Source organism: Roseateles amylovorans (genome assembly GCF_025398155.2).
Taxonomy (GTDB): domain Bacteria; phylum Pseudomonadota; class Gammaproteobacteria; order Burkholderiales; family Burkholderiaceae_C; genus Roseateles; species Roseateles amylovorans.
Genome location: NZ_CP104562.2, coordinates 1,084,166 through 1,107,664 on the forward strand (window position 1 = coordinate 1,084,166; position 23,499 = coordinate 1,107,664).

The 23,499-nt window shown below is 67.9% G+C and carries 20 protein-coding genes; 11 read left to right on the top strand and 9 right to left on the bottom strand.

Annotated features, from left to right (window positions below; genetic code table 11):
• The first annotated feature begins 68 nt into the window (after positions 1–68).
• From N4261_RS04700 to N4261_RS04710, 3 genes are all read left to right on the top strand, one after another.
• Positions 69–1,301, top strand: coding sequence for an efflux RND transporter periplasmic adaptor subunit (locus N4261_RS04700; RefSeq protein ID WP_261759058.1), 1,233 nt, complete (start codon positions 69–71; stop codon positions 1,299–1,301).
• Between the two features lie 104 nt (positions 1,302–1,405).
• Positions 1,406–4,723: an efflux RND transporter permease subunit gene (locus N4261_RS04705; protein WP_261759059.1), complete on the top strand. Its 3,318-nt coding sequence runs from the start codon at positions 1,406–1,408 to the stop codon at positions 4,721–4,723.
• A gap of 71 nt (positions 4,724–4,794) precedes the next feature.
• Complete coding sequence (locus N4261_RS04710; RefSeq protein WP_261759060.1) at positions 4,795–6,213, top strand: efflux transporter outer membrane subunit; 1,419 nt, start codon at positions 4,795–4,797, stop codon at positions 6,211–6,213.
• 135 nt (positions 6,214–6,348) lie between these two features.
• Here N4261_RS04710 and N4261_RS04715 read toward each other — a convergent pair whose 3' ends face one another.
• Positions 6,349–7,344 carry an alpha/beta fold hydrolase gene (locus tag N4261_RS04715; RefSeq protein ID WP_261759061.1) on the bottom strand — a complete coding sequence of 332 codons (996 nt, stop codon included), beginning with the start codon at positions 7,342–7,344 and terminating at the stop codon, positions 6,349–6,351.
• Positions 7,345–7,423: 79 nt separating this feature from the next.
• A complete protein-coding gene (locus tag N4261_RS04720; RefSeq protein WP_261760610.1) occupies positions 7,424–8,602 on the bottom strand; it encodes a low temperature requirement protein A in 1,179 nt (392 codons plus the stop codon).
• A 209-nt stretch (positions 8,603–8,811) separates the two neighbouring features.
• Between N4261_RS04720 and N4261_RS04725 the strand changes: the two genes are divergently transcribed.
• The 6 genes from N4261_RS04725 to N4261_RS04750 all read left to right on the top strand — a co-directional run bounded on the left by N4261_RS04725 (position 8,812) and on the right by N4261_RS04750 (position 14,473).
• The gene (locus N4261_RS04725) at positions 8,812–9,654 is read left to right on the top strand and encodes a c-type cytochrome (protein WP_261759062.1); all 843 of its coding nucleotides are present in this window, start codon (positions 8,812–8,814) and stop codon (positions 9,652–9,654) included.
• Complete coding sequence (locus N4261_RS04730) at positions 9,651–11,039, top strand: c-type cytochrome (protein WP_261759063.1); 1,389 nt, start codon at positions 9,651–9,653, stop codon at positions 11,037–11,039. Before N4261_RS04725 ends, N4261_RS04730 begins: the two co-directional genes overlap by 4 nt.
• A 285-nt stretch (positions 11,040–11,324) precedes the next feature.
• The gene (locus tag N4261_RS04735; protein WP_261759064.1) at positions 11,325–11,792 is read left to right on the top strand and encodes an Hsp20/alpha crystallin family protein; all 468 of its coding nucleotides are present in this window, start codon (positions 11,325–11,327) and stop codon (positions 11,790–11,792) included.
• Positions 11,793–11,901: 109 nt separating this feature from the next.
• Entirely contained in the window at positions 11,902–12,330 is a 429-nt protein-coding gene (locus N4261_RS04740; protein ID WP_435532002.1) for an Hsp20/alpha crystallin family protein, read from the top strand.
• A gap of 172 nt (positions 12,331–12,502) precedes the next feature.
• Positions 12,503–13,327: a helix-turn-helix transcriptional regulator gene (locus tag N4261_RS04745; RefSeq protein WP_261759065.1), complete on the top strand. Its 825-nt coding sequence runs from the start codon at positions 12,503–12,505 to the stop codon at positions 13,325–13,327.
• Between the two features lie 33 nt (positions 13,328–13,360).
• Positions 13,361–14,473, top strand: a complete 1,113-nt coding sequence (locus N4261_RS04750; protein WP_261759066.1) for a serine hydrolase domain-containing protein — start codon at positions 13,361–13,363, stop codon at positions 14,471–14,473.
• Between the two features lie 195 nt (positions 14,474–14,668).
• On the opposite strand, the gene N4261_RS04755 is transcribed toward N4261_RS04750, so the two are convergent.
• The 3 genes from N4261_RS04755 to N4261_RS04765 are packed head-to-tail and all read right to left on the bottom strand — an operon-like array spanning position 14,669 to position 16,042.
• A complete protein-coding gene (locus tag N4261_RS04755; protein ID WP_261759067.1) occupies positions 14,669–15,133 on the bottom strand; it encodes an OsmC family protein in 465 nt (154 codons plus the stop codon).
• A gap of 10 nt (positions 15,134–15,143) precedes the next feature.
• Positions 15,144–15,551, bottom strand: coding sequence for a VOC family protein (locus N4261_RS04760; protein ID WP_261759068.1), 408 nt, complete (start codon positions 15,549–15,551; stop codon positions 15,144–15,146).
• A complete protein-coding gene (locus N4261_RS04765; protein WP_261759069.1) occupies positions 15,548–16,042 on the bottom strand; it encodes a helix-turn-helix domain-containing protein in 495 nt (164 codons plus the stop codon). Before N4261_RS04765 ends, N4261_RS04760 begins: the two co-directional genes overlap by 4 nt.
• A gap of 29 nt (positions 16,043–16,071) precedes the next feature.
• Here N4261_RS04765 and N4261_RS04770 point away from each other — a divergent pair, with 29 nt between their 5' ends.
• Positions 16,072–16,542 carry a hypothetical protein gene (locus N4261_RS04770; RefSeq protein WP_261759070.1) on the top strand — a complete coding sequence of 157 codons (471 nt, stop codon included), beginning with the start codon at positions 16,072–16,074 and terminating at the stop codon, positions 16,540–16,542.
• 7 nt (positions 16,543–16,549) lie between these two features.
• Positions 16,550–17,083, top strand: a complete 534-nt coding sequence (locus N4261_RS04775; protein WP_261759071.1) for a YajG family lipoprotein — start codon at positions 16,550–16,552, stop codon at positions 17,081–17,083.
• A gap of 179 nt (positions 17,084–17,262) precedes the next feature.
• On the opposite strand, the gene N4261_RS04780 is transcribed toward N4261_RS04775, so the two are convergent.
• From N4261_RS04780 to N4261_RS04795, 4 genes are all read right to left on the bottom strand, one after another.
• Positions 17,263–17,754, bottom strand: a complete 492-nt coding sequence (locus N4261_RS04780; RefSeq protein WP_261759072.1) for a DUF5063 domain-containing protein — start codon at positions 17,752–17,754, stop codon at positions 17,263–17,265.
• A gap of 82 nt (positions 17,755–17,836) precedes the next feature.
• Positions 17,837–18,361: a DUF2199 domain-containing protein gene (locus tag N4261_RS04785; RefSeq protein ID WP_261759073.1), complete on the bottom strand. Its 525-nt coding sequence runs from the start codon at positions 18,359–18,361 to the stop codon at positions 17,837–17,839.
• 241 nt (positions 18,362–18,602) lie between these two features.
• On the bottom strand, positions 18,603–20,822 hold the full coding sequence (locus N4261_RS04790) for an FUSC family protein (protein WP_261759074.1): 2,220 nt from the start codon (positions 20,820–20,822) through the stop codon (positions 18,603–18,605).
• Complete coding sequence (locus tag N4261_RS04795; RefSeq protein ID WP_261759075.1) at positions 20,819–23,464, bottom strand: cyanophycin synthetase; 2,646 nt, start codon at positions 23,462–23,464, stop codon at positions 20,819–20,821. The genes N4261_RS04790 and N4261_RS04795 overlap by 4 nt, the downstream gene beginning before the upstream one ends.
• Between the last annotated feature and the right edge of the window lie 35 nt (positions 23,465–23,499).

Genomic DNA, 23,499 nt, shown 5'->3' on the forward strand with positions numbered 1-23,499 from the left:
CTGACCCTCGAACCGCCGCTCGCCGACCTGCTTCCTCTCTTCGCCCCATCGTCTACGGAGTCCACAACATGAAGAACCTGATCTCCCGCCGGCATCCGCTGGCCCTGACCGCCACCTCCCTGACTGCCGTGGCCGCCGTGGTGGCGGCGGTGGTCGTGGGTCTGCACAGCCAGCAGGCCGAAGCCAACCCGGCGGCCGCAGCGCCGCAGGCCATCCCTGTTTCCGTCGCCACCGTGACCAGCCAGGATGTGGCCGCCTGGGACGAGTTCTCCGGCCGCCTGGAAGCGGTGGAGCGGGTCGATGTCCGCTCACGCGTGGCCGGTGCGGTGCAATCGGTGCACTTCCGCGAAGGCGCGCTGGTCAAGGCCGGCGAGCTGCTGATCACCATCGATCCCGCGCCCTACCAGGCCGAGGTCGACCGCGCCGATGCCCAGGTGCTCGCCGCCCAGGCCCGCGTCAGCTACACCAAGAGCGAGCTGGAGCGCTCCACCCGCCTGTGGAGCGAGCGCGCCATCGCCCAGCGCGAACTCGATGAACGCAGCAATGCCGCCCGTGAAGCGGAAGCCAACCTGCGCGCGGCCCAGGCCGCCTTGCAGACCGCTCGCCTGAGCCTGGGCTACACCCAGGTCCGCGCGCCGGTGGCCGGCCGCGTCGGCAAGCTGGAAGTGACCCAGGGCAACCTGGTCGCGGCCGGACCCGGCGCACCGGTGCTGACCACGCTGGTCTCGGTCAGCCCGATCTACGCCAGCTTCGATGCGGATGAGAAGACCGTGGCGCGCGCCCTGGCCGAGCTGCCCGGCGGCGCCGGTGCCCGCAACCAGATCGACCGCATTCCGGTGCAGATCGGCACGGCGGCCACGGTCGACGCGCCGTTCGCCGGCCGTCTGCAACTGGTGGACAACCAGGTGGATGCACGCAGCGGCACGGTGCGGGTGCGCGCGGTCCTGGACAACAAGGACGGCGCGCTGATGCCGGGCCAGTTTGCCCGCATCCGCCTGGGCCAGTCCAAGAGCCGCCCGGCGGTGCTGGTCAATGAGCGCGCGGTCGGCACCGACCAGAGCAAGCGTTTCGTGATGGTCGTGGGCAAGGACAACACCCTGAGCTACCGCGAGGTGCAGCTTGGCGCCAATGTGGACGGCCTGCGCATCGTCACCTCCGGCCTGCAGGTCAATGAGCGGGTCGTCGTCAACGGGCTGCAGCGGGTTCGCCCGGGCGCCCTGGTGCAGCCGCAGATGGTGCCGATGAATGCCAAGGCCGAGATCCAGGCCAAGCAGGAATCGGCGAAGGCGGAGAAGTCCTGATCGTCCGCGCCGAGCGTCGCGAATTCCGCAAGTGAGCGAATTCAGCGACGACCGCGCCTTCAGTGACTCTCCCGCCCCGAACCCAGTCGCATTGAAAGACTGACATGAATCTTTCCAAATTCTTCATCGACCGCCCGATCTTCGCGGGTGTGTTGTCGGTGCTGATCTTCGTCTCCGGCCTGCTCGCGCTGCGGGTGCTGCCGATCTCCGAATATCCGGAGGTCGTCCCGCCGCAGGTGGTGGTCCGCGCCCAGTATCCCGGCGCCAACCCCAAGGTGATCGCCGAAGCGGTGGCCACGCCGCTGGAAGAGGCCATCAACGGCGTCGAAGGCATGCTCTACATGGGCAGCCAGGCGACCACCGACGGCCTCATGACGCTGACCGTCACCTTCAAGCTGGGCACCGACCCGGACAAGGCCCAGCAACTGGTGCAGAACCGCGTCTCGCAGGCCGAACCACGCCTGCCGGAAGAGGTGCGTCGCCTGGGCCTGACCACGGTCAAGAGCAGCCCCGACCTGACCATGGTCGTTCACTTGCTGTCGCCCAATGACCGCTACGACATGACCTACCTGCGCAACTACGCGGTGCTCAATGTCAAGGACCGCCTGGCGCGGATCCAGGGCGTCGGCCAGGTGCAGCTGTTCGGCTCGGGCGACTACTCAATGCGCGTCTGGCTGGACCCGCAGAAGGTGGCCGAGCGTGGCCTCTCGGCCAGCGATGTGGTGCAGGCCATCCGCGAGCAGAACGTGCAGGCCGCCGCCGGCGTGGTGGGCGCGTCGCCGGGCCTGACCGGCATTGATCTGCAGCTGCCGATCAACGCCCAGGGCCGCCTCAACAACGAGGAAGAGTTCGGCGACATCATCGTCAAGACCGGCACCAACGGCCAGGTCACCCGCCTGCGCGACCTGGGCCGGATCGAACTCGGCGCCGCCGAATATGCGCTGCGTTCGCTGCTGGACAACAAGTCCGCGGTGGCGATCCCGATCTTCCAGGCGCCCGGCTCCAATGCGATCGAGATCTCCGACAACGTGCGCGCCACGATGGCGGAGTTGAAGAAGTCGATGCCCGAAGGCGTCAACTACGAGATCGTCTACGACCCGACGCAGTTCGTGCGTGCCTCGATCGAATCGGTGGTGCACACCCTGCTCGAAGCCGTGGCGCTGGTGGTGCTGGTGGTGATCCTGTTCCTGCAGACCTGGCGTGCCTCGATCATCCCGTTGCTGGCCGTGCCGGTGTCGATCATCGGTACCTTCGCGGTGATGCATCTGTTCGGCTTCTCGATCAACGCGCTGTCGCTGTTCGGCCTGGTGCTGGCCATCGGCATCGTGGTGGACGATGCGATCGTGGTGGTTGAGAACGTCGAGCGCAACATCGAGGCGGGCCTGAACCCGCGTGACGCGACCTACCGCGCGATGAAGGAGGTCTCCGGACCGATCATTGCGATCGCCCTGGTGCTGGTGGCGGTGTTCGTGCCGCTGGCTTTCATCAGCGGCCTGACCGGCCAGTTCTACAAGCAGTTTGCGCTGACGATTGCGATCTCCACCGTGATCTCGGCCGTCAACTCGCTGACGCTGTCCCCCGCGCTCGCGGCGATGCTGCTCAAGGGCCATGATGCGCCCAAGGACTGGCTGACCCGGGTGATGGACAAGCTGCTGGGCCGCTTCTTCGGCGGCTTCAACCGGCTGTTCAACCGAGGCGCCAAGGCCTACAGCGGCGGCGTGACCAAGGCGATCTCCCGCAAGATCGTGATGCTGGTGCTGTATGCGGGCCTGATCGCGGTGACGGTGGGCCTGTTCAAGGCGGTGCCCAGCGGCTTCGTGCCGGCGCAGGACAAGCAGTACCTGATCGGCTTCGCCCAGCTGCCGGACGGCGCCACGCTGGACCGCACCGAGGACGTGATCCGCCGCATGAGCGACATCACGCTGAAGACGCCGGGCGTGGCCAATGCGGTGGCCTTCCCGGGCCTGTCGATCAACGGTTTCACCAACAGCGCCAATTCGGGCATCGTCTTCGCCACGCTGAAGTCCTTCGACGAACGCACTGGCAAGGGCCTGTCCGCCGGCGAGATCGCCGCCAGCCTGAACCAGCAGTACGGCGCCATCCAGGACGCCTTCGTGGTGATGTTCCCGCCGCCGCCGGTCAATGGCCTGGGCACGACGGGTGGCTTCAAGTTCCAGCTGGAAGATCGCGGCGGCCTGGGCTATGAGGCGCTGGATGCAGCGGTCAAGGCCTTCATGGCCAAGGCCTCGAAGGCGCCCGAGCTGGCGGGTCTGTTCTCCAGCTATCAGGTGAACGTGCCGCAGCTGTATGCCGACCTGGACCGCACCAAGGCCCGCCAATTGGGCGTGGCGGTGACGGACGTGTTCGACACCATGCAGATCTACCTTGGCAGCCTGTATGTGAACGACTTCAACAAGTTCGGCCGCACCTACACCGTGCGGGTCCAGGCGGATGCGGCCTTCCGTGCCCGTGCCGAGGACGTCGGCCTGCTGAAGGTGCGCTCGGCCACCGGCGAGATGGTGCCGCTGTCCGCGCTGATGAAGGTCGAGCCCAGCTTCGGCCCCGAGCGTGCGATGCGTTACAACGGCTTCCTGTCTGCCGACATCAACGGCGGCGCCGCCCCCGGCTACTCGACCGGCCAGGCGCAGGACGCGATCGCCCGCATCGCGGCGGAGACCCTGCCGCCCGGCATCAGCTATGAATGGACCGAGCTGACCTATCAGGAAATCCTGGCCGGCAACTCTGCGCTGTGGGTGTTCCCGCTGGCCATCCTGCTGGTGTTCCTGGTGCTGGCCGCGCAATATGAAAGCCTGGCACTGCCGATCTCGATCATCCTGATCGTGCCGATGGGCCTGCTCGCCGCGATGACCGGCGTGTGGATCAGCCACGGGGACAACAACGTCTTCACCCAGATCGGGCTGATCGTGCTGGTGGGCTTGAGTGCGAAGAACGCGATCCTGATCGTGGAGTTCGCCCGCGAGCTGGAGTTTGCCGGCCGCACCCCGCTGCAGGCGGCGATCGAAGCGAGCCGTCTGCGTCTGCGCCCGATCCTGATGACCTCGATGGCCTTCGTGATGGGCGTGCTCCCCCTGGTGCTGGCCAAGGGCGCCGGTGCGGAGATGCGCAATGCGATGGGCGTGGCGGTGTTCGCTGGAATGATCGGCGTGACGGCTTTCGGCCTGTTCCTGACGCCGGTGTTCTATGTGCTGCTGCGTCGCCTCTCCGGCAACAAGCCGCTGAAGCAGCATGGCGAGACCCCGCACCTCGAGGCATTCGCCCAACCGGAGCAAGGCGCCGGACATGACTTCGGCAATCACGGTGGTGGCGCCGGCGGCAATGGCGCGCATGGCGACCAGGGTGGTCACGGCGGCGGCGGTGATGCGCGGCCCCATCCGGCAGCGCCCCGTCGCGACCATGAATGAGCCCGGCACCAATCGCTGCTGAACGCGCCCCTGACCGGGCGCAACGACTGGAATCGACAAGGATCCAAGCCATGAAACTGATGATGACGAGCCTGCTCGCGGCGCTGGTGCTCGCGGGTTGCGCCACGCCGCCGCCGATCGACGACAGCCGTCTGCCGGCGACGCCGTCGGCCTACAAGTCCGGTACGGTGGCCGCCGTGGCCGAGGGGCAATGGGCGGTGGTGCCGCCGGCCGATGCCGAGCCGCGAGGCGACTGGTGGCTGGTGTTTGGCGACACCGCACTGAACGACCTCGAACGCCGCGCGCTGGCCGGCAACACCGACCTGCAATCGGCAGTGGCCCGACTGGCCCAGGCCCGCGCCCTGGTGCGCAGTGCCGATGCCGACCGGCTGCCGCAGGTGGGTGTCTCCGCCGGTGCTGCCCGCGGCACGGTGGCGGGCCAGGGCCCGGCGGCGTCCACGCTGTACAACGCCGGCGTGGGCGCGAGCTGGGAGCTGGATCTGGTGGGGCGGCTGTCGCAAGCCAGCCGTGCCGCGCTGCTGGATGCGCAGGCCCGTGAGGCCTTGCTGGAAAGCACCCGGCTGATCGTGCAGACCGATGTGGCGCAGACCTATCTGTCACTGCGCTTCACCGACCAGGAACGTCGCCTGGTGCGCGACACCGTCGCCGCCTACCGCGAGACGCTGGCGCTGACGCAGCGTCGCTATCAGGCTGGCGATGTGGCTGAGCTGGATCTGGCACGGGTGCAGACGGAAGTCGCGGCGACCGAAGCCGAGGCGGTGGCGCTGGACCGTCGCCGTGCGGAGCTGGAGAACGCGCTGGCCGTGCTGTTGGGCGAGCCGGCGTCGAGCTTCTCGCTGTCCGAGGACACGGCGCTGGCGCCGCTGCCCGCCATCCCCGGCGGACTGCCAAGCGCCATGCTGGCCCGTCGTCCGGATGTGGCCGCGTCGCAGCGCAGCCTGCTTGCCGCGCAGGCACGTGTCGGCGTGGCACAGGCCGCCTGGTTCCCGAGCCTGACGCTGACCGCCAATGGCGGCTATGCCTCGCCCGAATTGAGCGATGTGTTCAAGTGGTCGGCCCGCGCCTGGTCGGTCGATGCGCTGCTGTCGCTGCCGATCTTCGACGGCGGCCGTCGCAAGGCGGGTGTGGAGTCAGCCAAGGCGGGACTGGACCTGGCCATGGCGGGCTATCGCCAGCAACTGCTGCAGGCGCTGCGGGAGGTTGAGGATTCGCTCAGCGGTCTGCAGTTGCTGTCCCAGCAGGCGCAGGTGCAATCGCAGGCGGTGCAGTCGGCCACGCGGGCCACGGCGCTGTCCGATTCGCGCTATCGCAACGGCCTGGTCAGCCAACTGGATCTGCTGGATGCCCGTCGCAGCGAACTGCGCAACCGGCGCGCGGCCTTGCAGGTGCAGGCGGCGCAGTATCAGGCGACCGTGGGCCTGGTGCGGGCGCTGGGTGGCGGCTGGGCCTCGAGCGCCCCAGCCGCCTGATCGGGCGAGGAAGGATCACCGATCCCACCGTCCTCCTGAGAGACGAACGACGCCGATGCGGCGTCATTGGGGCGTGCAGCGATGCACGCCCTTTTTTTCGTCGGTGATGGCCGCGACGGTGAAGCGCCTCGCCAATCAGCCTCCCGCCGCCGGATCGCGATCGGCGAGCAGGAACGGCAGCGCGGCATCGAGCAGGGCGTGCGGTGCTTCCTCGGGAATGTAGTGACCGCAGGGCAAGGTGCCGCCGCTGACATCGCCGGCCACACGCTGCCATTCCGCCAGCGGATCGAAACACTTGGCGACCACGCCCTGCGCACCCCACAGCACCCGCAGCGGCATCGCCAGCCGGGCGCCTTGGTCGCGGTCCTGGCGGTCGTGGACCAGATCGATGCCGGCGGCCGCGCGGTAGTCCTCGCACAGACCATGCGCGGTGCCCGGCAACGCGAGGGCGCGTTGGTACTCGGCGAAGGCGCGGGGGTCGAAGGCGGCCAGGCCCGCATGGCGACGGCCCATCACGTCCAGCGCATAGGCGGCGGGATCGGCCTCGATCAGGCGTTCAGGCAACGGGGCCGGCTGGATGAGGAAGAACCAGTGCCAGTACGCGCGGGCAAAGGCTTCGGTGGTTTGCTCATACATCGCCAGCGTGGGCGCGATGTCCAGCAGCACCATGCGGCGGACGGCCTCCGGATGGTCCGCCGCCAGTCGATGCGCCACGCGGGCGCCGCGGTCGTGGGCCAGCACATGGAAGGCGTCATGTCCCAGCGCACCCATCAGCAGGCGCATGTCCAGTGCCATGCGGCGCTTGCTGTAGCGGACATGGTCCGCATCGCCGACCGGTTTGGACGATTCCCCGTAGCCTCGCAGGTCCGGCATCACCACGGTGAAGTGGTCGGCCAGGGTGGGCAGCACACGGTGCCAGATCACATGGGTCTGCGGATGGCCGTGCAGCAACAGCAGGGCGGGCGCGCCGGGCTGGTGCGACAGGACCCGCGCATGGATCTGCACGGCGGGCTCGGCGGCGGTGGCGGATTCGACCTCCACCGTCAGCCGACGCGTCTGCGGCGGGAACAGGGCGTCTCCCGGATGAGGCTGATCCAGGAACTGAACGACGGGACGGGCGTTTTCGGTCATGGCGGCAACGGGATGGGCTGTAGAGCAGCGAGGGTACGGCGTCCGCGCGGCGGGCGGTGCGAGAAGCGGCGCCGGCCGCTCATCGCGTCGCCGCATCGGCGGGCAGGCAGGCGGCGCGGGTGTGGCGCTCCCACGCGGCCACGGCCGCCACCACTGTGCAGGCGAGCGCGCTGGTGGCGATCGGTGACCAATCGGTGGCAACCCAGCCCGCAGCGGCCAGCGGCAGCAGCGCCACCGCATGCGACCACGGCCATCGGCCCACCACCGACCACTTGAACAGCCCCACGCCCAGCACGAACAGACCGACCCCGCCCAGCAGGCAGACGGCAGTGGCCACCGAGGTCGCGCCGCCGGGATGGGCGAGCACGAACTCGTCGCCCGCCGCGTTGACGATGATGCCGGCCACGATCGGCAGATGCAGGTAGGTGTAGGCCAGCCGGGCGAGGCGGCCCGGATCGTCGCTGTGGGCGATGCGGCCGGCGGCCAGGTCATTGGTGGTGTCGAAATACAGCCACCACATCGCGAGGCTGCCGACAAAGGAGACGACAAAGGCGGCGATGCCGGTGGGCGTCATCGGATGGTCGGCGAAGGTGGCGCCGGTGACCAGCAACGACTCGCCCAGCGCGATGATGACGAACAGGGCGCACCGTTCCGCGAGGTGACCGCCGGAGACGTTCCAGTCTGCGGTCGATGAACGTCCCAATCCCGGCACCGCGAAGCCCATCGACGGGCCGAGGTATTCGAGCGACAGCGCGGTGATCCAGAGCGGCACGCGCAGCGAGTCGTCCCAGGCACCCCACAGCCAGAGCACTGCGGTGAAGCCGAGCCAGACGCCGATGCGATGGAAGTTGCGCGCCAGCCGGCGGTCGCCCCCTCGCACCGCCCAAAGGAAGAACAGCGTGCGACCGACCTGGATCGCGGTGTAGCCGCCGGCGAACATCAGGGCGCGGTCGTCGAAGGCGCGAGGCAAGGCGGCGGACATCACCAGGCCGGCCAGCATGAACACGAACAGGCAGATCCTCACTGGCACGCGTTCCGGGTCCAGCCAATTGGTGACCCAGGAGGTGAAGATCCAGACCCACCAGACCGCCAGCATCAGGAACAGTGTCTGGGCCACGCCGGCCCACGAAAAATGGGCGATCAGGGTGTGGGAGAGCTGGGTGACGGCGAAGACAAACACCAGGTCGAAGAACAGCTCGGCGAAGCTCACCTTGGCATGGCCGTCCGGGTCTGGGCGTCGCAGCAGCGAGGACCGCATCAAGGCGTGACGCCGGACCGCCTGACGGCCCGTCGGCGGGAGCTGCGATGCAGGCGCAGAGGGGGCGGCGGCGCCGTGGTGGAGAGGACGTTCAGCCATGCGAAGACTGTACGTGACGGCTTCTCTGCCATTTGGGGGAGGACCTCGTCGACGAAAAGGCTGGCCGCACTGGCGCCACGCACGGTGGGTAATCCGCGATGATGGCCCGCATGGACATGACGATGTGGCGATTCGGCGCGGCGGCATTGGGCTTGTGGATGGCCGCTGCGGCTGGTGCAACGGGTGCAGCGGCTGACCCCGGGGCAACGGGTGCAGCGAAGGCGGCTGGGCGCGAGGCGCTGATGCGCGCCGCCGAGCCGGCGCCTTGGAGTGGGCCGGCCGAGGCGGCGAGCCAGACGCCGCCGGGCAGCGAGGCGGTGCGCCCGTTGCGGCCGCTGCGCAATGACATCGGCGAGCGAGTGCAGGCCTGCATGCTTTGCCACGGCGAGCAGGGCCGGGCGACGCCGGACGGCTACTTTCCCCGCCTCGCGGGCAAGCCGGCGGGCTACCTGTTCAATCAGCTCCGTCATTTCCGCGATGGTCGCCGCGCGCATGCGTTGATGAGCGGTCTGCTTCGCCACATGACCGACGACTATCTGCATGAAATCGCCGGCTACTTCGCCGCGCAGTCGTTGCCGTATCCGCCGCCGGTGGCCATCGGCCTGTCGCCGGAGGACCGTCGACGCGCAGAGTCGCTCGTGCGTCTGGGCGATCCGGCCCGCCGACTGCCGGCCTGCGCGGACTGCCACAGCGCGGCGATGACGGGGCGTCAGCCCGCCATCCCCGGATTGCTCGGCCTGCCGCGGGACTATCTGGTGGCTCAGTTGGGGGCCTGGCGCAGCGGCCAGCGCCGCGCCAACGCGCCGGACTGCATGGCGGACATCGCTCGCGCGTTGAAGCCCGATGAAATCGCGGCGGTGGCGAGTTGGCTGTCGATCCAGCCCCCAGGTGCCGAGCCCGCGCCACCCAGCAGCACGCCCACGGCGCTGCCCTGCGGAGGGCTGTCGCCATGAGGCTGCGCAGGGTGATCGGCATCGGGCTCGGCGCACTGGCCTTGCTGGGGACGCTCGTGGTGGGGGCGGCCTGGTGGCGTGAGCATGGCTTGGCATCTACGGCATCGGCTGCATCGACGACCTCTGTGTCCTCCGCCCCTGGCGCGTCCGGTCCTGCACCGGTCGCCGCGTCCGCATCGGGAATGGCCGCCGCAGACGTCGTGTCGCGTGGCGCCTACTTGGCTCGCATCGGCAACTGTGCTGGCTGCCACACCGCCCGTGGCGGCGCACCGCTGGCCGGTGGCGTACCGCTGGGCACACGCTTCGGCACGCTCTACAGCAGCAACCTGACGCCCGATCCCGAGACGGGCCTCGGGCGTTGGAGCGAGGATGACTTCTGGGCCGCGATGCACCACGGGCGCAGTCGCGAGGGCCGGCTGCTGTATCCGGCGTTTCCGTACGGCAGCTACACCGGGCTGACGCGCGAGGACAGCGATGCGATCTTCGCCTGGCTGCGTGCGCAGGCGCCGGTCCGACAGGCGGTGCCCTCGCATCAACTCGGCTGGCCCTACCGCTGGCAGACCAGCCTGGCGGTGTGGCGGCTGCTGTACTTTCGGCCGGTGGATCAGGCGACCTCGACCCGACAGGACGATGGCCTGCCATCGGCGCAGCGGTCGGCCTCGATGAGCGATGCCACCGTGGCCGCTCGAGGCCGTTATCTGGTGGAGGTGCTGGGCCACTGCGCCGAATGCCATGCGCCGCGCAACCGGCTGGGGGCGCTGCGGGATGCGCCACGGCTGCGTGGCGGCTGGGTGGGGGACGAGGGCTGGTGGGCGCCGTCGCTGGCGGATCCGCAGGCGGCGGGCCTGCAGGATTGGCGCGAGGACGAGATCGCGGCCTGGTTGCGGTCGGGCTGGTCCGAGCGGGGTGCGGCGCTCGGGCCGATGGCGGACGTCGTCGCCGACAGCCTGCAATACCTCAGCGATGCCGATGCCGCGGCGATGGCGCGCCATCTGCATCAGCTGCCGCGGGAGACCGAGGCGGCGCCCGCGTTCAAGGCCGCGTCGCCGACCCAGACGGATCTGGGCCGACGCGTCTACGCTCGCCACTGTGCCGACTGCCACGGCGAGCAGGGGCAGGGACGTCGCATCGACGGCGCGCCCGCCTATCCGCCGCTGGCCGGCAATCGGGCAGTCACGCTGGCGTCGCCGCAGAACCTGCTGCAGATGTTGGCCCATGGCGGTTATGCCCCGACCACGCCCGCCCATCCCCGGCCCTTCGGCATGCCGCCGCTGCGCCAGACGCTCAGCGAAGCCGAGATGGCGGCCGTGGCGAGCTATGTGCGGCAGTCCTGGGGCCATCGCGCATCGCTGGTGACCGAGCAGGACGTGCTCAAGCTGCGCTGAGCCGGCCGCCGCTGCGCCCCCTGGCAGGGGCGGTCCACCGGAGCTGAACGCAGGCGAACCGGCGCATATGGGGACACGGGGGGCTGAATTTCAAGATCTTGAAGAACTCGATCGTCGACCAAAGCTTGGGTGACATGGCAGCCACGAAAACGGCTGCCAGGAAGACCGAGCGATCGGTCCCGGAATGTCCCCCCAGCGCCAGCGAGAACCGATGGCGTCGACGGAAGCGCCCGAAGCGTCACTGACGTGGCCGGGCGATCCACTTCATGCTTCAAGGAGGCTTGCATGTATCAACGTCTGTTTGCCCGTGACCTGTTCAACGACCTCGACCGCTTCCAGCGCGAGGTGAGCGGCCTGTTCGACCGCAACGGCACCTCGGCGGTGCGTGGCGCTGCACGGGGTGGTTATCCCGCGCTGAATGTGGGTTTGTCGCCCGAGGCGGTGGAGGTGTATGCCTTCGCGCCGGGCCTGGATCCGGCGTCGATCACGGTGGACCTGGACCGCGGTGTCCTGAGCCTGGCCGGCGAGCGCGCCTCGTCGCTGGTCGCCAAGGAGGCGCCGACCGAGGGCGCGCCGGCTGCCAAGCCCTTCGTCCACCAGAACGAGCGCTTCTCGGGGCGTTTCCGCCGCGTGGTGAGCCTGCCGGACGACATCGATCCGGACCAGGTGCAGGCGAGCTATCGGGACGGTGTGCTGCGTGTCAGCGTGAAGCGTCGTGCGCCGGCCCAGCCGCGCCGCATCGACATTCACTGATCGCCGGTCGTCCCGCGACACATTCCCATCGTTTCATCGACCGATGGATCCGCTGAGCTGCCAACGGCGCCGCCGCGATTCATCGGTCTCCAGATCCAGGAGTTTTTCCATGAGCACCACTGCTGTTTCGACCCCTGCCACCACCGCGACCGCCCGTCCTGCCACGCCCGCCTCGACGGCCACGAGCGCCAGCCGCAGCCGTGACGATTTCGCCATGCTGCCGCCGGTGGACGTGGTGGAGGATGCGCAAGGCATCACGCTGTATGCCGACCTGCCCGGCGTGGCCCGTGAGCAGCTGCAGCTGCGTGTGGATGGTGACCAACTGGTGGTCGAGGCCGAGATGCGGCTGGACATGCCCGAGGGCCTGCGCACCAGCCATGCGGAGGTCACCAGCCAGCACTACCGCCGCACCTTCCAGCTCAGCAAGGAGTTGGACGCCGACCGCATCAGCGCCGAGCTGACCCAAGGCGTGTTGCAGGTGCGACTGCCGAAGGCAGCGCATGCGCAGCCGCGCAAGATCGAAGTGCGCTTGAGCTGAGCGCGCGGTCCGGGGCAGGGCCTCGGATGGGATTGGAAAAAGCCGGGCGATGCCCGGCTTTTTCATGGGCGGCACATGCCCTGACCCCCTGGGGCCCAAAGCTCCCGGCGGAGATGGCCCGCTCCGGCCGTCTGCGGCATCATGGCGGCCTACTCACCCGGTCGATCCGCCTATGCGTTTGAAGCACATGCAGTTCTACGGCCATTTCGATGCGCGGTGCGACGTCGCCGGCTTCAGCATTGCCCGAATGGTGGCGCTCAATCCCGCACATCAGGTGGAACCGCATGAGCATGAGGACGGCCATTTCATCGTGGTGCTGTCAGGCCTCTACCGCAGCAGCGCCCGCGGCGTGGACACGCTGCTGGAGCCCGGCGGCGTGTTGTGGAATCCGCCGGGAACACGGCATGTGGATACCTTCGCGGGCACGGGTGGACGTTTTCTGGCGCTCAGCGTGAAGGCCGACCTCGCGCAGGCGCTCGGCTTGGCCGATGGCGGCGCCCGGCGGCTCCTGGGCGCCACGCGTCAGGCCGCGCTGGCGCTGGCGGCGCAGCCGCTGACCTCGGACCTGGGCGGCTTGCTGGACGCTGAGGAAACCTGCCAGCATCTTTGTCTGCTCACCCGCGGGGGACCCGAGCGGGGCGAAGCGTTGTGGCAGCCAGGCGCCGAACGCGGCGAGCCGCTGTGGCTGCGCCGGTGCATGGAGCAGTTGCTGGAGGAATGCGAGCAGCCGTTGCAGCTCGCGGCGCTGGCGCGGACGGCGGGCGTGCATCCCGTGTCCATGTCCAGGGCCTTCCGACGCCACTACGGCATCTCCCCCGGTCAGTTGCAGCGGCGCGCGCAGTTGAATCGCGCGGCGCAGCGCCTGAAAGAAGGTCGCCCGATCGCCGAGGTGGCAGCATCGCTGGGGTTCGCGGATCAGAGCCATTTCACCCGGCTGTTCCGAGCGGAATACCGCTGCACCCCCGCCGCCTGGCGTGAAGGGTTCAAAACGTTCTAGACGCTGCGGTGCGGCAGGGTGACCATCCGCGGCATGAACCTTCTCCACTGCTCTCGCTTCGTGACCGGCGCCGCATGGCGCCGATGGCTCTCGCCCTGGCTGGTCGTGCCACTCCTGGGGGCATGCGCCGTGCAGCCTGCCGCACCGCCAACGCCAGCGCCACCTCCACCGCCGGAGCTTCTCGCCCAGGACCGCGCCGCACTGGAGGCACTGCCAGGCGGGACCAGTGTGCTGCTGCAACGCAAGGGTCAGGCGATGGTGGCGTTGTACGCTCGCGGCGCGGACGCTCAGACGCTGCACGACACGCGTTCTGCCGGTAAATCCGTCACCGCCATGTTGGTGGCGGCAGCGGTGCAGGACGGGTTCCTGCGCCGCGACACGCCCGTGTTCGCCGAGCTCACGGATGTTTCCCCGTTCGCCAACGACGGGCCCGTCAAGCGCGGCATCGTGGTGGAGGATCTGCTCACGATGTCGTCCGCGCTGGACTGCAACGATGACCAGTCCGAGAGCCCGGGCAATGAAGAGAACATGTACCCGGAGCCGCGCTGGCTGCGCTGGGCGGTGGACATGCCCACGCGCACCGTGGCGCGTGACACCCAAGGGCTGGGACCCTTTGCGTATTGCACCGCCGGCGTGTTCCTGCTGGGTCAGGTGTTGGAACGACGGGTGCCGAAGGGGCTGGAGGCGTATGCGCAACGTCGGCTGTTCGCTCCGTTGGGGATTGCGACGTGGCAATGGTCGCGCTCGCCCAGTGGCGAGACGATGACCGGTGGCGGTCTGCGCTTGCGCACGCGTGATTGGGCCGCGCTGGCACAACTGCTGCTTCGACGCGGCGCGGGGCCGGACGGGGCCGTGCTGGCGCCCGAGCAAGTGGCTGCACTGTTGGCGGTCAAGCGGGCCACGCCCTCCGGTTGGGAGTACGGCGAGCTGTTCTGGCGGCGAGACCTCGAGCTGCGCTGCGGCCGTACGAGCGCCTGGATGATGTCGGGCAACGGCGGCAACCATGTGCTCGTTTTGCCCACGCTCGACGCGGTGGCCGTGGTCACGAGGACCCACTACAACCAGCGCGGCATGCACCAGCAGAGCACCGACTTCCTGACGGCATTGCTGGATCGGCATGTGTGCGGGGGCATGCCAACGCAGTGAGTGGCTGAGGGGATGCCCCAAATGGTGGGCAGGGCTCGATGAGCGGAGCTGGTGGGCTGGGGTGAGGTTCGGAGTCGAGTTGACCTCAGCCGCGGCCACGTCGGGCCTGCACAGGGTCTTGCGGAAGCTGAATGAGGCGCCTCCAACGACGCTGGAGGCGCTTTCATTGCATCGTGGGCGCGCCCGGTCCGCTTCTCATTGCGGACGAATCTGGATGTCAGTTTTCACCGAATTGGCGATGAAACATTCATCATGGGCTTCCTGGTGCATTGCTTCGATTTTCGCCTTGCTTGGCATTTGATCGCCAGAGAAGAGAATTCTCGGGTGAAGCGTGACCGATGAAACCCAGTATTTGTTTCGTTCGTTGGGCGTCATGATGCCCACGGCGCGGTCGTGGTACGAGTCAACGATGAAGCCGTTTCTGGCTGCTATGGAGAGCAACCAAAGCATATGGCAGCTCGAAATGGCGGAAACGAGGGCCTCTTCTGGATCGACGGCATTTGGCTCTGAATAGGGGAGAGGAACGACCAGAGGTGATGATGAGCCTGGGATCGAGATCCCGCCATCAAACCTCAGCGTGTGTTTGCGGCTGTACAGGTTGTCGCTGAATTTCCGTCCGCCGCGTTCCCAAATGATTTCGGCCGTGTAGGTGTGCGCCATGGTCTGCCCGTTAGTCTCTTGCCTGAATCATTTTCCAGCCATTGCCCGAGGGATCGCGGAAGCCCGCATCGACGGTGCCGTAGCGGTCGATCGGCTCCTGGGTGAATTCAACGCCGTCCGCCCGCAGCTTGTCGTATGAGGCGCGACAGTCGCTGACGGTGAACACCAACGGAGGCATTGCGCCCTTGGCGACCAGTGCTCGCATCGTCTGCGCCGTCTGGGCATCCAGGGCAGGCGGCCCGGGCACAAAGAGACCCAATTGAAACGACGGCTGATCCGGAAACTGCACCGTGAGCCAGCGGTAATCGCCGGTGCCGACGTCCGTGTGGACGCGGAAACCGAGCTTCCCGACATAGAACGCCAGCGCTTCCTCTTGGTCGCGGACGTACAGCCCGACCACGCCTACGCCTTGATTCATGGAGACTCCTTTCGCTGAAGAAGGCTGTTTGTAGCGTCAATGCCGAGCCGACGCTTCTCCGAAACTGCTGTGTGGAGGTCAGGTCGTTGCGCCGCCTGGACGAAGCAGACTGGAACTCGACCCTGAGAGAGGAGTGATTTCCTCGCGCTTGCCCGCATGGCGCTCGGGCTGTCGCCGGTGATGTCTCGGAACGTCCGGCTGAAGGTGCCCAGACTCTGCCAACCGGTAGCGAAGGCGATCTCGGTGATTGACCGTTCGGTCTCGCGCAGCAGTGCGGTGGCGCGTTCGATGCGCCGCGTCAATTGATAACGGTGAGGCGGAGTGCCAAACGCCTGCTTGAACGACCGAGCGAAGTGCGCTTCTGACACGCCACTGATTTGCGCCAAGCGATGTACGGGCCACGCCTCATGCGAGGCAGCGTCCAGGTGATCCTTGGCGCGCAGCAGCCGGCGCAGCAGGTCGGGATCCTGGAGAGCAAGGTCGGTGCTCATGATCGTCCGCATGAGTGGTGCGAGGCTGCATGATCGCCGACAACCGTGGGTTGGCGGCTCGATCTGTCAAACGGGCAGCGGGCAGCGAAGGGCGCCTGAAGGTTTTGCGGCTGACCTTCCACCTCGACGGCGCCGTCAGGCCTCTTCTTGTAAAAGGCTCAGTCCCCACGGTCCACTTTGAAATGGCCGACCGCCTCAAGGATGTCGTGGTGCCGCTTGTCGCTGATGCCGCCTCGCTGTTCGTGCGTGCGAGTGCGTGCGTCACATCGTCGGTCAACAGGAACTTGGGACGGCTGCCGGCATCCTGGAACTCGTTCCGCACCGGCAAGCAGTGGATGTTCTGCGCCGCCGACCCTCCCCTCACATGCGGGGAATCACCGGTCCTGTGTGGCCTTGGCTCGATGCCGCCATCGGATATCCTTCGGCGCGCACAAATCTCACGGGTTTGCGCCAGAAGCCGGCACCACCTGATGAATGCCGGCCGAAATAACATTTTTTGAGGGATTTATGAATCTTCGTCTCGTCGCGCTCATGGCCGCTTCCATCGCCCTGACCGGCTGCGCCTATAACGCCTCGCCTTATGGTGCTTCCGTTCAAAACGTCGAAGCCGTCAAGACCTACAACCTGAAGCCGGTGTCGGTGGGCAAGTTCCAGGCGAAGACGCCGGGACAGAGCTCCATCACCTGCCGGGCAGCGGGCTCCGTCAAGATCGAACCGAGCTTTGAGGCCTACATCGAAAAGGCTTTCATCGATGAGCTGAAGCTCGCCGGCGCTTATGACCCGGCTGCCGGGCTGGTGATCACCGGCAAGCTGGAACAGGTGGATTTCAGCTCCGGCATGACCGATGGCAACTGGTCCTTCACCTTGACCCTGACCAATTCCCGCAAGGAAAGCTACACGACCAGCTCCAAGTTCCCCTTCTCTGGCAGTTTCGTGGCCGAGAAGGCGTGCCAGGAAGTGGCTCAGGCGTTCAGTCCGGCTGTCCAGAAGCTGCTGAACGACATCGTTCGGGATCCCAACTTCCGCAAGATCGCCAGCTAAGTCAGCAATTTCCATACGCCCGCCGTGTGAGCCTCGTCTCCCGGCGGGCGTTTTTGCGATCGGGCCTCGGTCACGTCTGAAGCTCGCGGGTGGAGCGACAGTGTGGGTCGTGCAATGGGTGCGCAGAGCCTTGCTGACGCTCCACGCCTCAAGACCGTCGAGCCCAGCCCGGAAGGACCCTAAACGGACTCGCCCTTCGACACATGCATGCCATGCAGCGCGCCCAACGCATGGACGGCATGTCGTCCCCAATGGATCCGGTGGAGAAACGACCAGTGCCAGAGCGCATCGTCGACCATTCCCGCTTCGAACAGGACCAGGCCCCGCTTGAGGTCCGTGTAGACGTCGAGCAGGTCGTCTCCCAGATCACCCATGCCGGGCGCTTCTTGAGCGGCCGGATCCGGATCTGACCACGCTCGGTAGTACCAGCCGAAGAAGCGCGCGAGGTTGCTTTCTGCCCGGGCCAAGGTCTCGGGCGGCAATTCTGGAAGATCGCTGCCGTACTCGCCGCCCACTCGTGGAAGGCTCAACGCGGAGGCATAGAGCAGCGCCAGCCAGCGAGCTGCCTGGGCCTCAGGGTCAATGCCGAGCGACTGCCCTTCGCACCACTGGCAGTAGCCGCAGGCAAGCTCGACGAACTCACCCAACTGGGTCGGTTGCAATGCCTGCATGTCATGATCTCTGTCGCCAGGATGCGGAGGAGACGTCGGGCCGATGGACGTGCTTGGCGACGCCGAGACCTTGCGCCTTGAGTCAGTCCTCACGGTCCACCTTGAAATGGCCGACCGCCTCAAGGATGTCGTGGTGCCGCTTGTCGCTGATGCCGCCTCGCTGTTCGTGCGCGAGTGCGTGCGTCACATCGTCAGTCAACAGGAACTTGGGACGGCTGCCAGCATCCTGGAACTCGATCCGCACCGGCAAGCCGCTGGTTTCCTCGTAGCCGGGAATCGTGTTGGCGAGCGTCCCCCTGGCGGTGGTGCCCAGCAGAGGCCCCCCATCGAAACCCGCGACATAGTGGTCATGCGTCGCGCGGTCCACTTCGGCCCAGATGCCCCAGCAGAAGTCGTCGTCCTGCTCGGTGAGCGGCAAGGGGAGAAATCCTCGAATGAAGTATCGCGACTCGTCAACGGTGCAGAGGTCGGCGTTGCTGCGGCATCTGGCGTAGCGCTCGAGATAGTCCAGGGCGTGAACTTCGTCGGGGAGCCGAAATCCAAAGTCGGTAGGAAGGCCGCGGTGGACTTGGCCGCAGGTCGAGCATGAAAAGGAAGCATCGGTCATTGGGTCATGGCCTACGGAGACGGCCACCTCGGTGGACAAGTGTGAGTGGGGCGGCGAAGGTCGGCCATCGGGGTTTCCGGAGGCGTCAGCGGTGCCAACGCCTTTTGCGGTTTGTTTCGGGCATCGTCCTCACCGGCAATATTGGTGTGCGGTGCGGGCCGTGGCGATGGACCGACTCGCCGAGATGCCAGAGACGCACCAGCAGCCTCTCAAACGAAAACGGGCCGCGAGAACGCGCCACTCAGCGCCGTCCCTGCTCAATCATCGCCAACGCGCGCTCAGCCGCCTGACCCGCCCGCGCGGCGTCATCCACACTGACCAGCATCCGACGTCGAATCCACGGCCGCAGGTCATCCAGCGGGCCGACATCGGGCAGCAGGCTCCAGTCCTGCAGCGCCTGCAACGCCGGAGGCACGGGTTCTTCTCCGGCCAGCGCACGCTGAAGCCGGTCGGACTGCGCGGGCAGTGTCGCCACCGTGTCGGGATCCAGGTCCTGCGCGCGGCGCATCAGGCTCTGCCGCATCATCGACAGGTGCGCCATCAGCCGATAGCCGTGGTCCAGCACCGTGTTGAGCTCTTCCAGCGGCGGACGCACCCGCCGGGGCTCGGCCGCGCTGCGCTGCAGAGCGGCTGAGAGCGCAGCCAGGGCGTCGTACGCCTGGCGCCGCGCCATGCGTTGGGCCAGCGCGCCGGCGGGCGTCATCTCGGCAGACATGGCCTGCTTCACATACTGCTGCAGCGCCGCGCGGGCGCGCTTGAGCGATCGCGGCAGGTTGCGCCGCTCCCAGGCCGGGAGCACATAGCTGAAGCCCCAGGCCAGTGCGGCGCCGAGCACCGTGTCGGCCAGGCGCTCGGTGATGGCCAGGCCGTGGCTGGTGTCGGCCAGATGCGCCTGCAGCAGCGCCATCATGGTGGCGGCAATCGCGGTGATCAGGTAGCGACGTGTCGCGAACGCGTGCGCAATGCCCACGGCCACCTGCAGCACGATGGTCCAGACCAGCAGGTTGTTCACCTGCGACAGCACCAGCATCAGGCCGCAACCCACCGCCGTGCCCACCACCCGCAGGTTGCGTCGCTCCAGCGTCTGGTCGAGGCTGCCGCGAAGCACCACCGCCACCGACAGCACCAGCCAGTGCGGATGCGAGGCCCACGGCAGCATCAAGGCAATGAAATAAGCGCTGGAAAGCGCCAGCGCACTGCGCAGCGCATGGCGCAGCACCGGTGAGTCCAGATGCAGTTGCGCCTGGAGCAGTGCACCGGGCCAGCCCTCGGGCGCGATGAATTGCCGCAGCTGCAGTTCATCCAGCGGCAGCGCCGGCAGGGGATGCGAAGGGTCCAGCGCGCGGGCAATGGCCAGCACTTCGTCGTCCAGGTGGCGCAGTCGATCCTGCAGCAGCAGCTGCAGCCGCCCGCGCGGATCCTGCGGTGGCAGCACCTGCCAGTCGATCGGGGGCAGGCTCGGGGGAACCGGGTCGCGCTCATCGAGCAACGCCTGACGGCAACGGTCCAGTCCGGTCGCCAATGCCTTCAGTCGGTCGACCAGGACCACCCGCAGCCGTTGGCCGACCGGATCCTCGCCGATGAGTTCCAGGTCCAGCCGGCTGGCCAGGATCAGATCGCGCAGTTCGATGACGTGCAGCAGCACGGCGGTGCTGCGTGGGTCCTCGGTGGCATGGGGAAAGAGCTGGTCGCGAGCGGTCTGCAGCAGGTCGGCGAGCTGGGCCTCATTGCCCAGCCAGTCGCGCATCGCCTGCGCGCCGCCGCCGCTGCCCAGCAGCTCGGCACGCGCGGTAAGCAGCCGCGCCAGGCCCTGCAGGGCTTCGGCCAGCGCGAGGCGGCGGAAGCGCCGCTGCAGCAACCGGCCGCTGAAGACCGACCAGGCCAGATAGATGAGGATGCCGGCTGAGCCGCTGGCGACGACCACCGCCAGCGGTTGCGGCGGCCACGCCAGCGCGAACACCATCGCCAGCACCGGAGCAAAGGACACCGCCGCCGCCCGCAGGCCCCAGCTCATCATCAACGCGCAGCCGAAGGCCAGCACCGCGATCAGCGTGCCCATCAGCCCGTGATAAGGCCGCAGCAGCGCCACCGCGACGACCGCCAGCAGCGACAGCGCGCCGCCCAGCATCACCCGCTTGAAGTTGCGGGTGACACTGCCCGGCAGATCGGCCAGGCTGGCACAGATGGCACAGGCCATCGCCAGTTGGGAGGCGATATGGGCGAGCGGCGCCGGCGCCAGCGTCGACACCAGCACCTGCACCAGCATGACGCCCAGCGCCACGCTGAAGCCGTTCCACCAGTGCGCCGGCCAGTGGCGCCAGCCCCGCCAGCCACCGCTGCGCGGCGACCCGCCGTCCGCCGAGGAGCGGTCGCCGCCCGGCGCGGAGGGAACCCGATCGGCGTCAGGCGCGCCTGGGGTGGGGGCGATGCGCTGGACCTTCGACAAGGTGGCCGACGTCAAGCGTCCTTGATGCGCTGGGCCAGGTGCGCCAACGCTTCTTCCACCTGATCGACCAGCACCAGGCACAGGTCGCCCGGACGCAGCCGCTCCAGCGCACGGTCAATCGCGACGAACTCGCCGCGGATCTCCTCGATGTGCTTGGTGCGGCTGGCGCCGCGCAGGCCTTCCTGCAGCAGGGCCAGCACCTCGCCGTCCTCTCGGCCGCGTTGGCAGGCGTCCTGGAACAGGATGGCCTCGTCGAAGGCTTCGCCCAGGATCTGGGTCTGGACGCGGATGTCCTCATCGCGCCGATCACCTGCCCCGGAGATCACCACCGAGCGGGTGTTGGCCGGCAGGGCCTGCACCGCGGCCACCAGCGCGCGCATCGCATCGCCGTTGTGGCCGTAGTCGGCGATCACCGTCGCACCGCGATAGTCCATCACATTGAAGCGGCCCGGCACGCTGTCCGGATCGCTCATGAAGCTGGCCAGACCGCGACGGATGGTGTCCCAGTCCAGACCCGCTCCCCAGGCCGCTGCGACCGAGGCCATGGCGTTTTCAACCTGGAACGGAATCGCACCGCCACGGGTGAAGGGGATGTCGCGCAGCGGGATCGATTCGCGCCAGGTGCCGGCGGCTGCGACCAGGCTGTCGCCATCCACATAGACGCTGCGCTTGCCCTGCGCGCGGTGGGTGGCCATCAGCGGATGGTGGCGGTCACTGGCGAAGAAGATGACCTGGCCCGGGCAGACGGCGGCCATGTTGGCCACCACCGGATCCATGGCATTGAGCACCGCATAGCCGTTGGGCGCCACGTTCTGCACGATGACCCGTTTGACCAGCGCCAGTTCCTCGACGGTGTTGAGGAAGTTCATGCCCAGGTGATCGCCCTCGCCGAGGTTGGTCACCACCGCGACCTGGCAGCGATCGAAGCCCAGGCCCTCACGCAGCACCCCGCCGCGGGCGGTCTCGAAGACCGCGGCCTCGACATCCGGATGCATCAGCACATTGCGGGCGCTGCGCGGGCCGGAGCAGTCGCCGCTGTCGGTCTGGCGGCCTTCGACATAGACGCCGTCGGTGTTGGTCATCCCAACCCGGAAGCCCTGGGTGGCAAACATGTGCGCCACCAGCCGTGAGGTGGTGGTCTTGCCGTTGGTGCCGGTGACCGCCACGATCGGAATGCGGCCGTCCTCGCCGGTGGAGGCGCGACTCGCATGGCCCCCGTGACCGCCGCCGTGACCGGCGTGCGCGCCGTGGCCACCATGGCCGCTATGACCGTACAGGCTGGCGATGATCGCCTCGCCCACATCGCGGCCCTTGCCGTAGGACGGGCTCAGGTGCATGCGCAGGCCGGGCGCGGCATTGACTTCGACGATGCCGCCGCTCTGCTCTTCCAGCGGACGCAGCACGCTCTCGGCCACCACGTCCACGCCGCAGACATGCAGGCCGACCACCGTGGCCGCGGCAATGGCGCGGGCAGCAACTTCGGGATGCACGTCATCGGTCACATCGGTGGCGGTGCCGCCGGTGGAGAGGTTGGCGTTGTTGCGCAGGATGACGCGGCGGCCCTTGTCGGGCACCGAGTCCGGTGTCAGGCCTTGCAAGTCCAGGCGGGCGATGGCGATGTCGTCCAGCCGAATCTTGGTGAGCGAGGTGGCATGGCCGTCGCCGCGGCGTGGGTCTTCATTGACTTTGGCCACCAGCTCGCGCACGGTGTGCTGGCCGTCGCCGATGACGTTGGGCGGATCACGCCGCGCGGCGGCCACCAGTTTGTCGCCGACGACCAGCAGGCGGTAGTCGCTGCCGGGCAGGAACTTTTCGACCATGACCTGGCCGATCTCGTCCGCCGCCTTGTAGGCGATCTCCAGGTGCTCGCGGGACGCGACGTTGACCGTCACGCCCTTGCCCTGGTTGCCGTCCACCGGCTTGACCACCACCGGCAGGCCGATGTCCTGGGCCACGGCCCAGGCTTCGTCGACCGAATCTACCGGCGAGCCGATCGGCACCGGCACGCCGGCCGATTGCAGCAGGCGCTTGGAGAGGTCCTTGTCCTGGGCAATGGACTCGGACACGGCGCTGGTGGCGTCGACCTCCGCCGCCCAGATGCGGCGCTGCTTCACGCCCCAGCCCAACTGCACCAGACTGCCCTGGGTGAGCCGGCGGAACGGGATGCCGCGCTTGACAGCGGCGTCGACGATGGAGCCGGTCGAGGGGCCGAGGCGGATGTCCTCGTCGGTCTCGCGCAGTTCGCGCACGGTGGCGTCGGCGTCGAAGCTGCCACCGTTCTGGGCCGCGTTGACCAGCTCGACCGCCTTCTCGAAGGCCATGCGGCCGACATCTTCCTCGCTGTATTCGACGATGACCTGGAAGGTGCCGGCCTCGCCGGTGATGTGGGTGTGGCTGTAGGTCACCGGGCAGCCGGCCTGGGCCTGCAGCGCCAGGGCGGCCTGCTCCAGCACATGGGCCAGGGAGATCGGGGTCTTCTGGCTGCTGGCCGGCCGCAGCGGGCCGATGCCGGGGAAGCGCTCGCGCAGCCGGGCTTCGAAGCCCGGCATGTCGGCGATGGCGCGCTCCGACTCATTGCAATGCACCACCGCTTCGATGGCGGTGTGGCGGCTCCACATGTTGGGGCCGCGGAGGGCGCGGGTGCGAGAGACTTCCATCTGTCGTCTTTCGTTCGTCTGTTCTGAAGTGATCG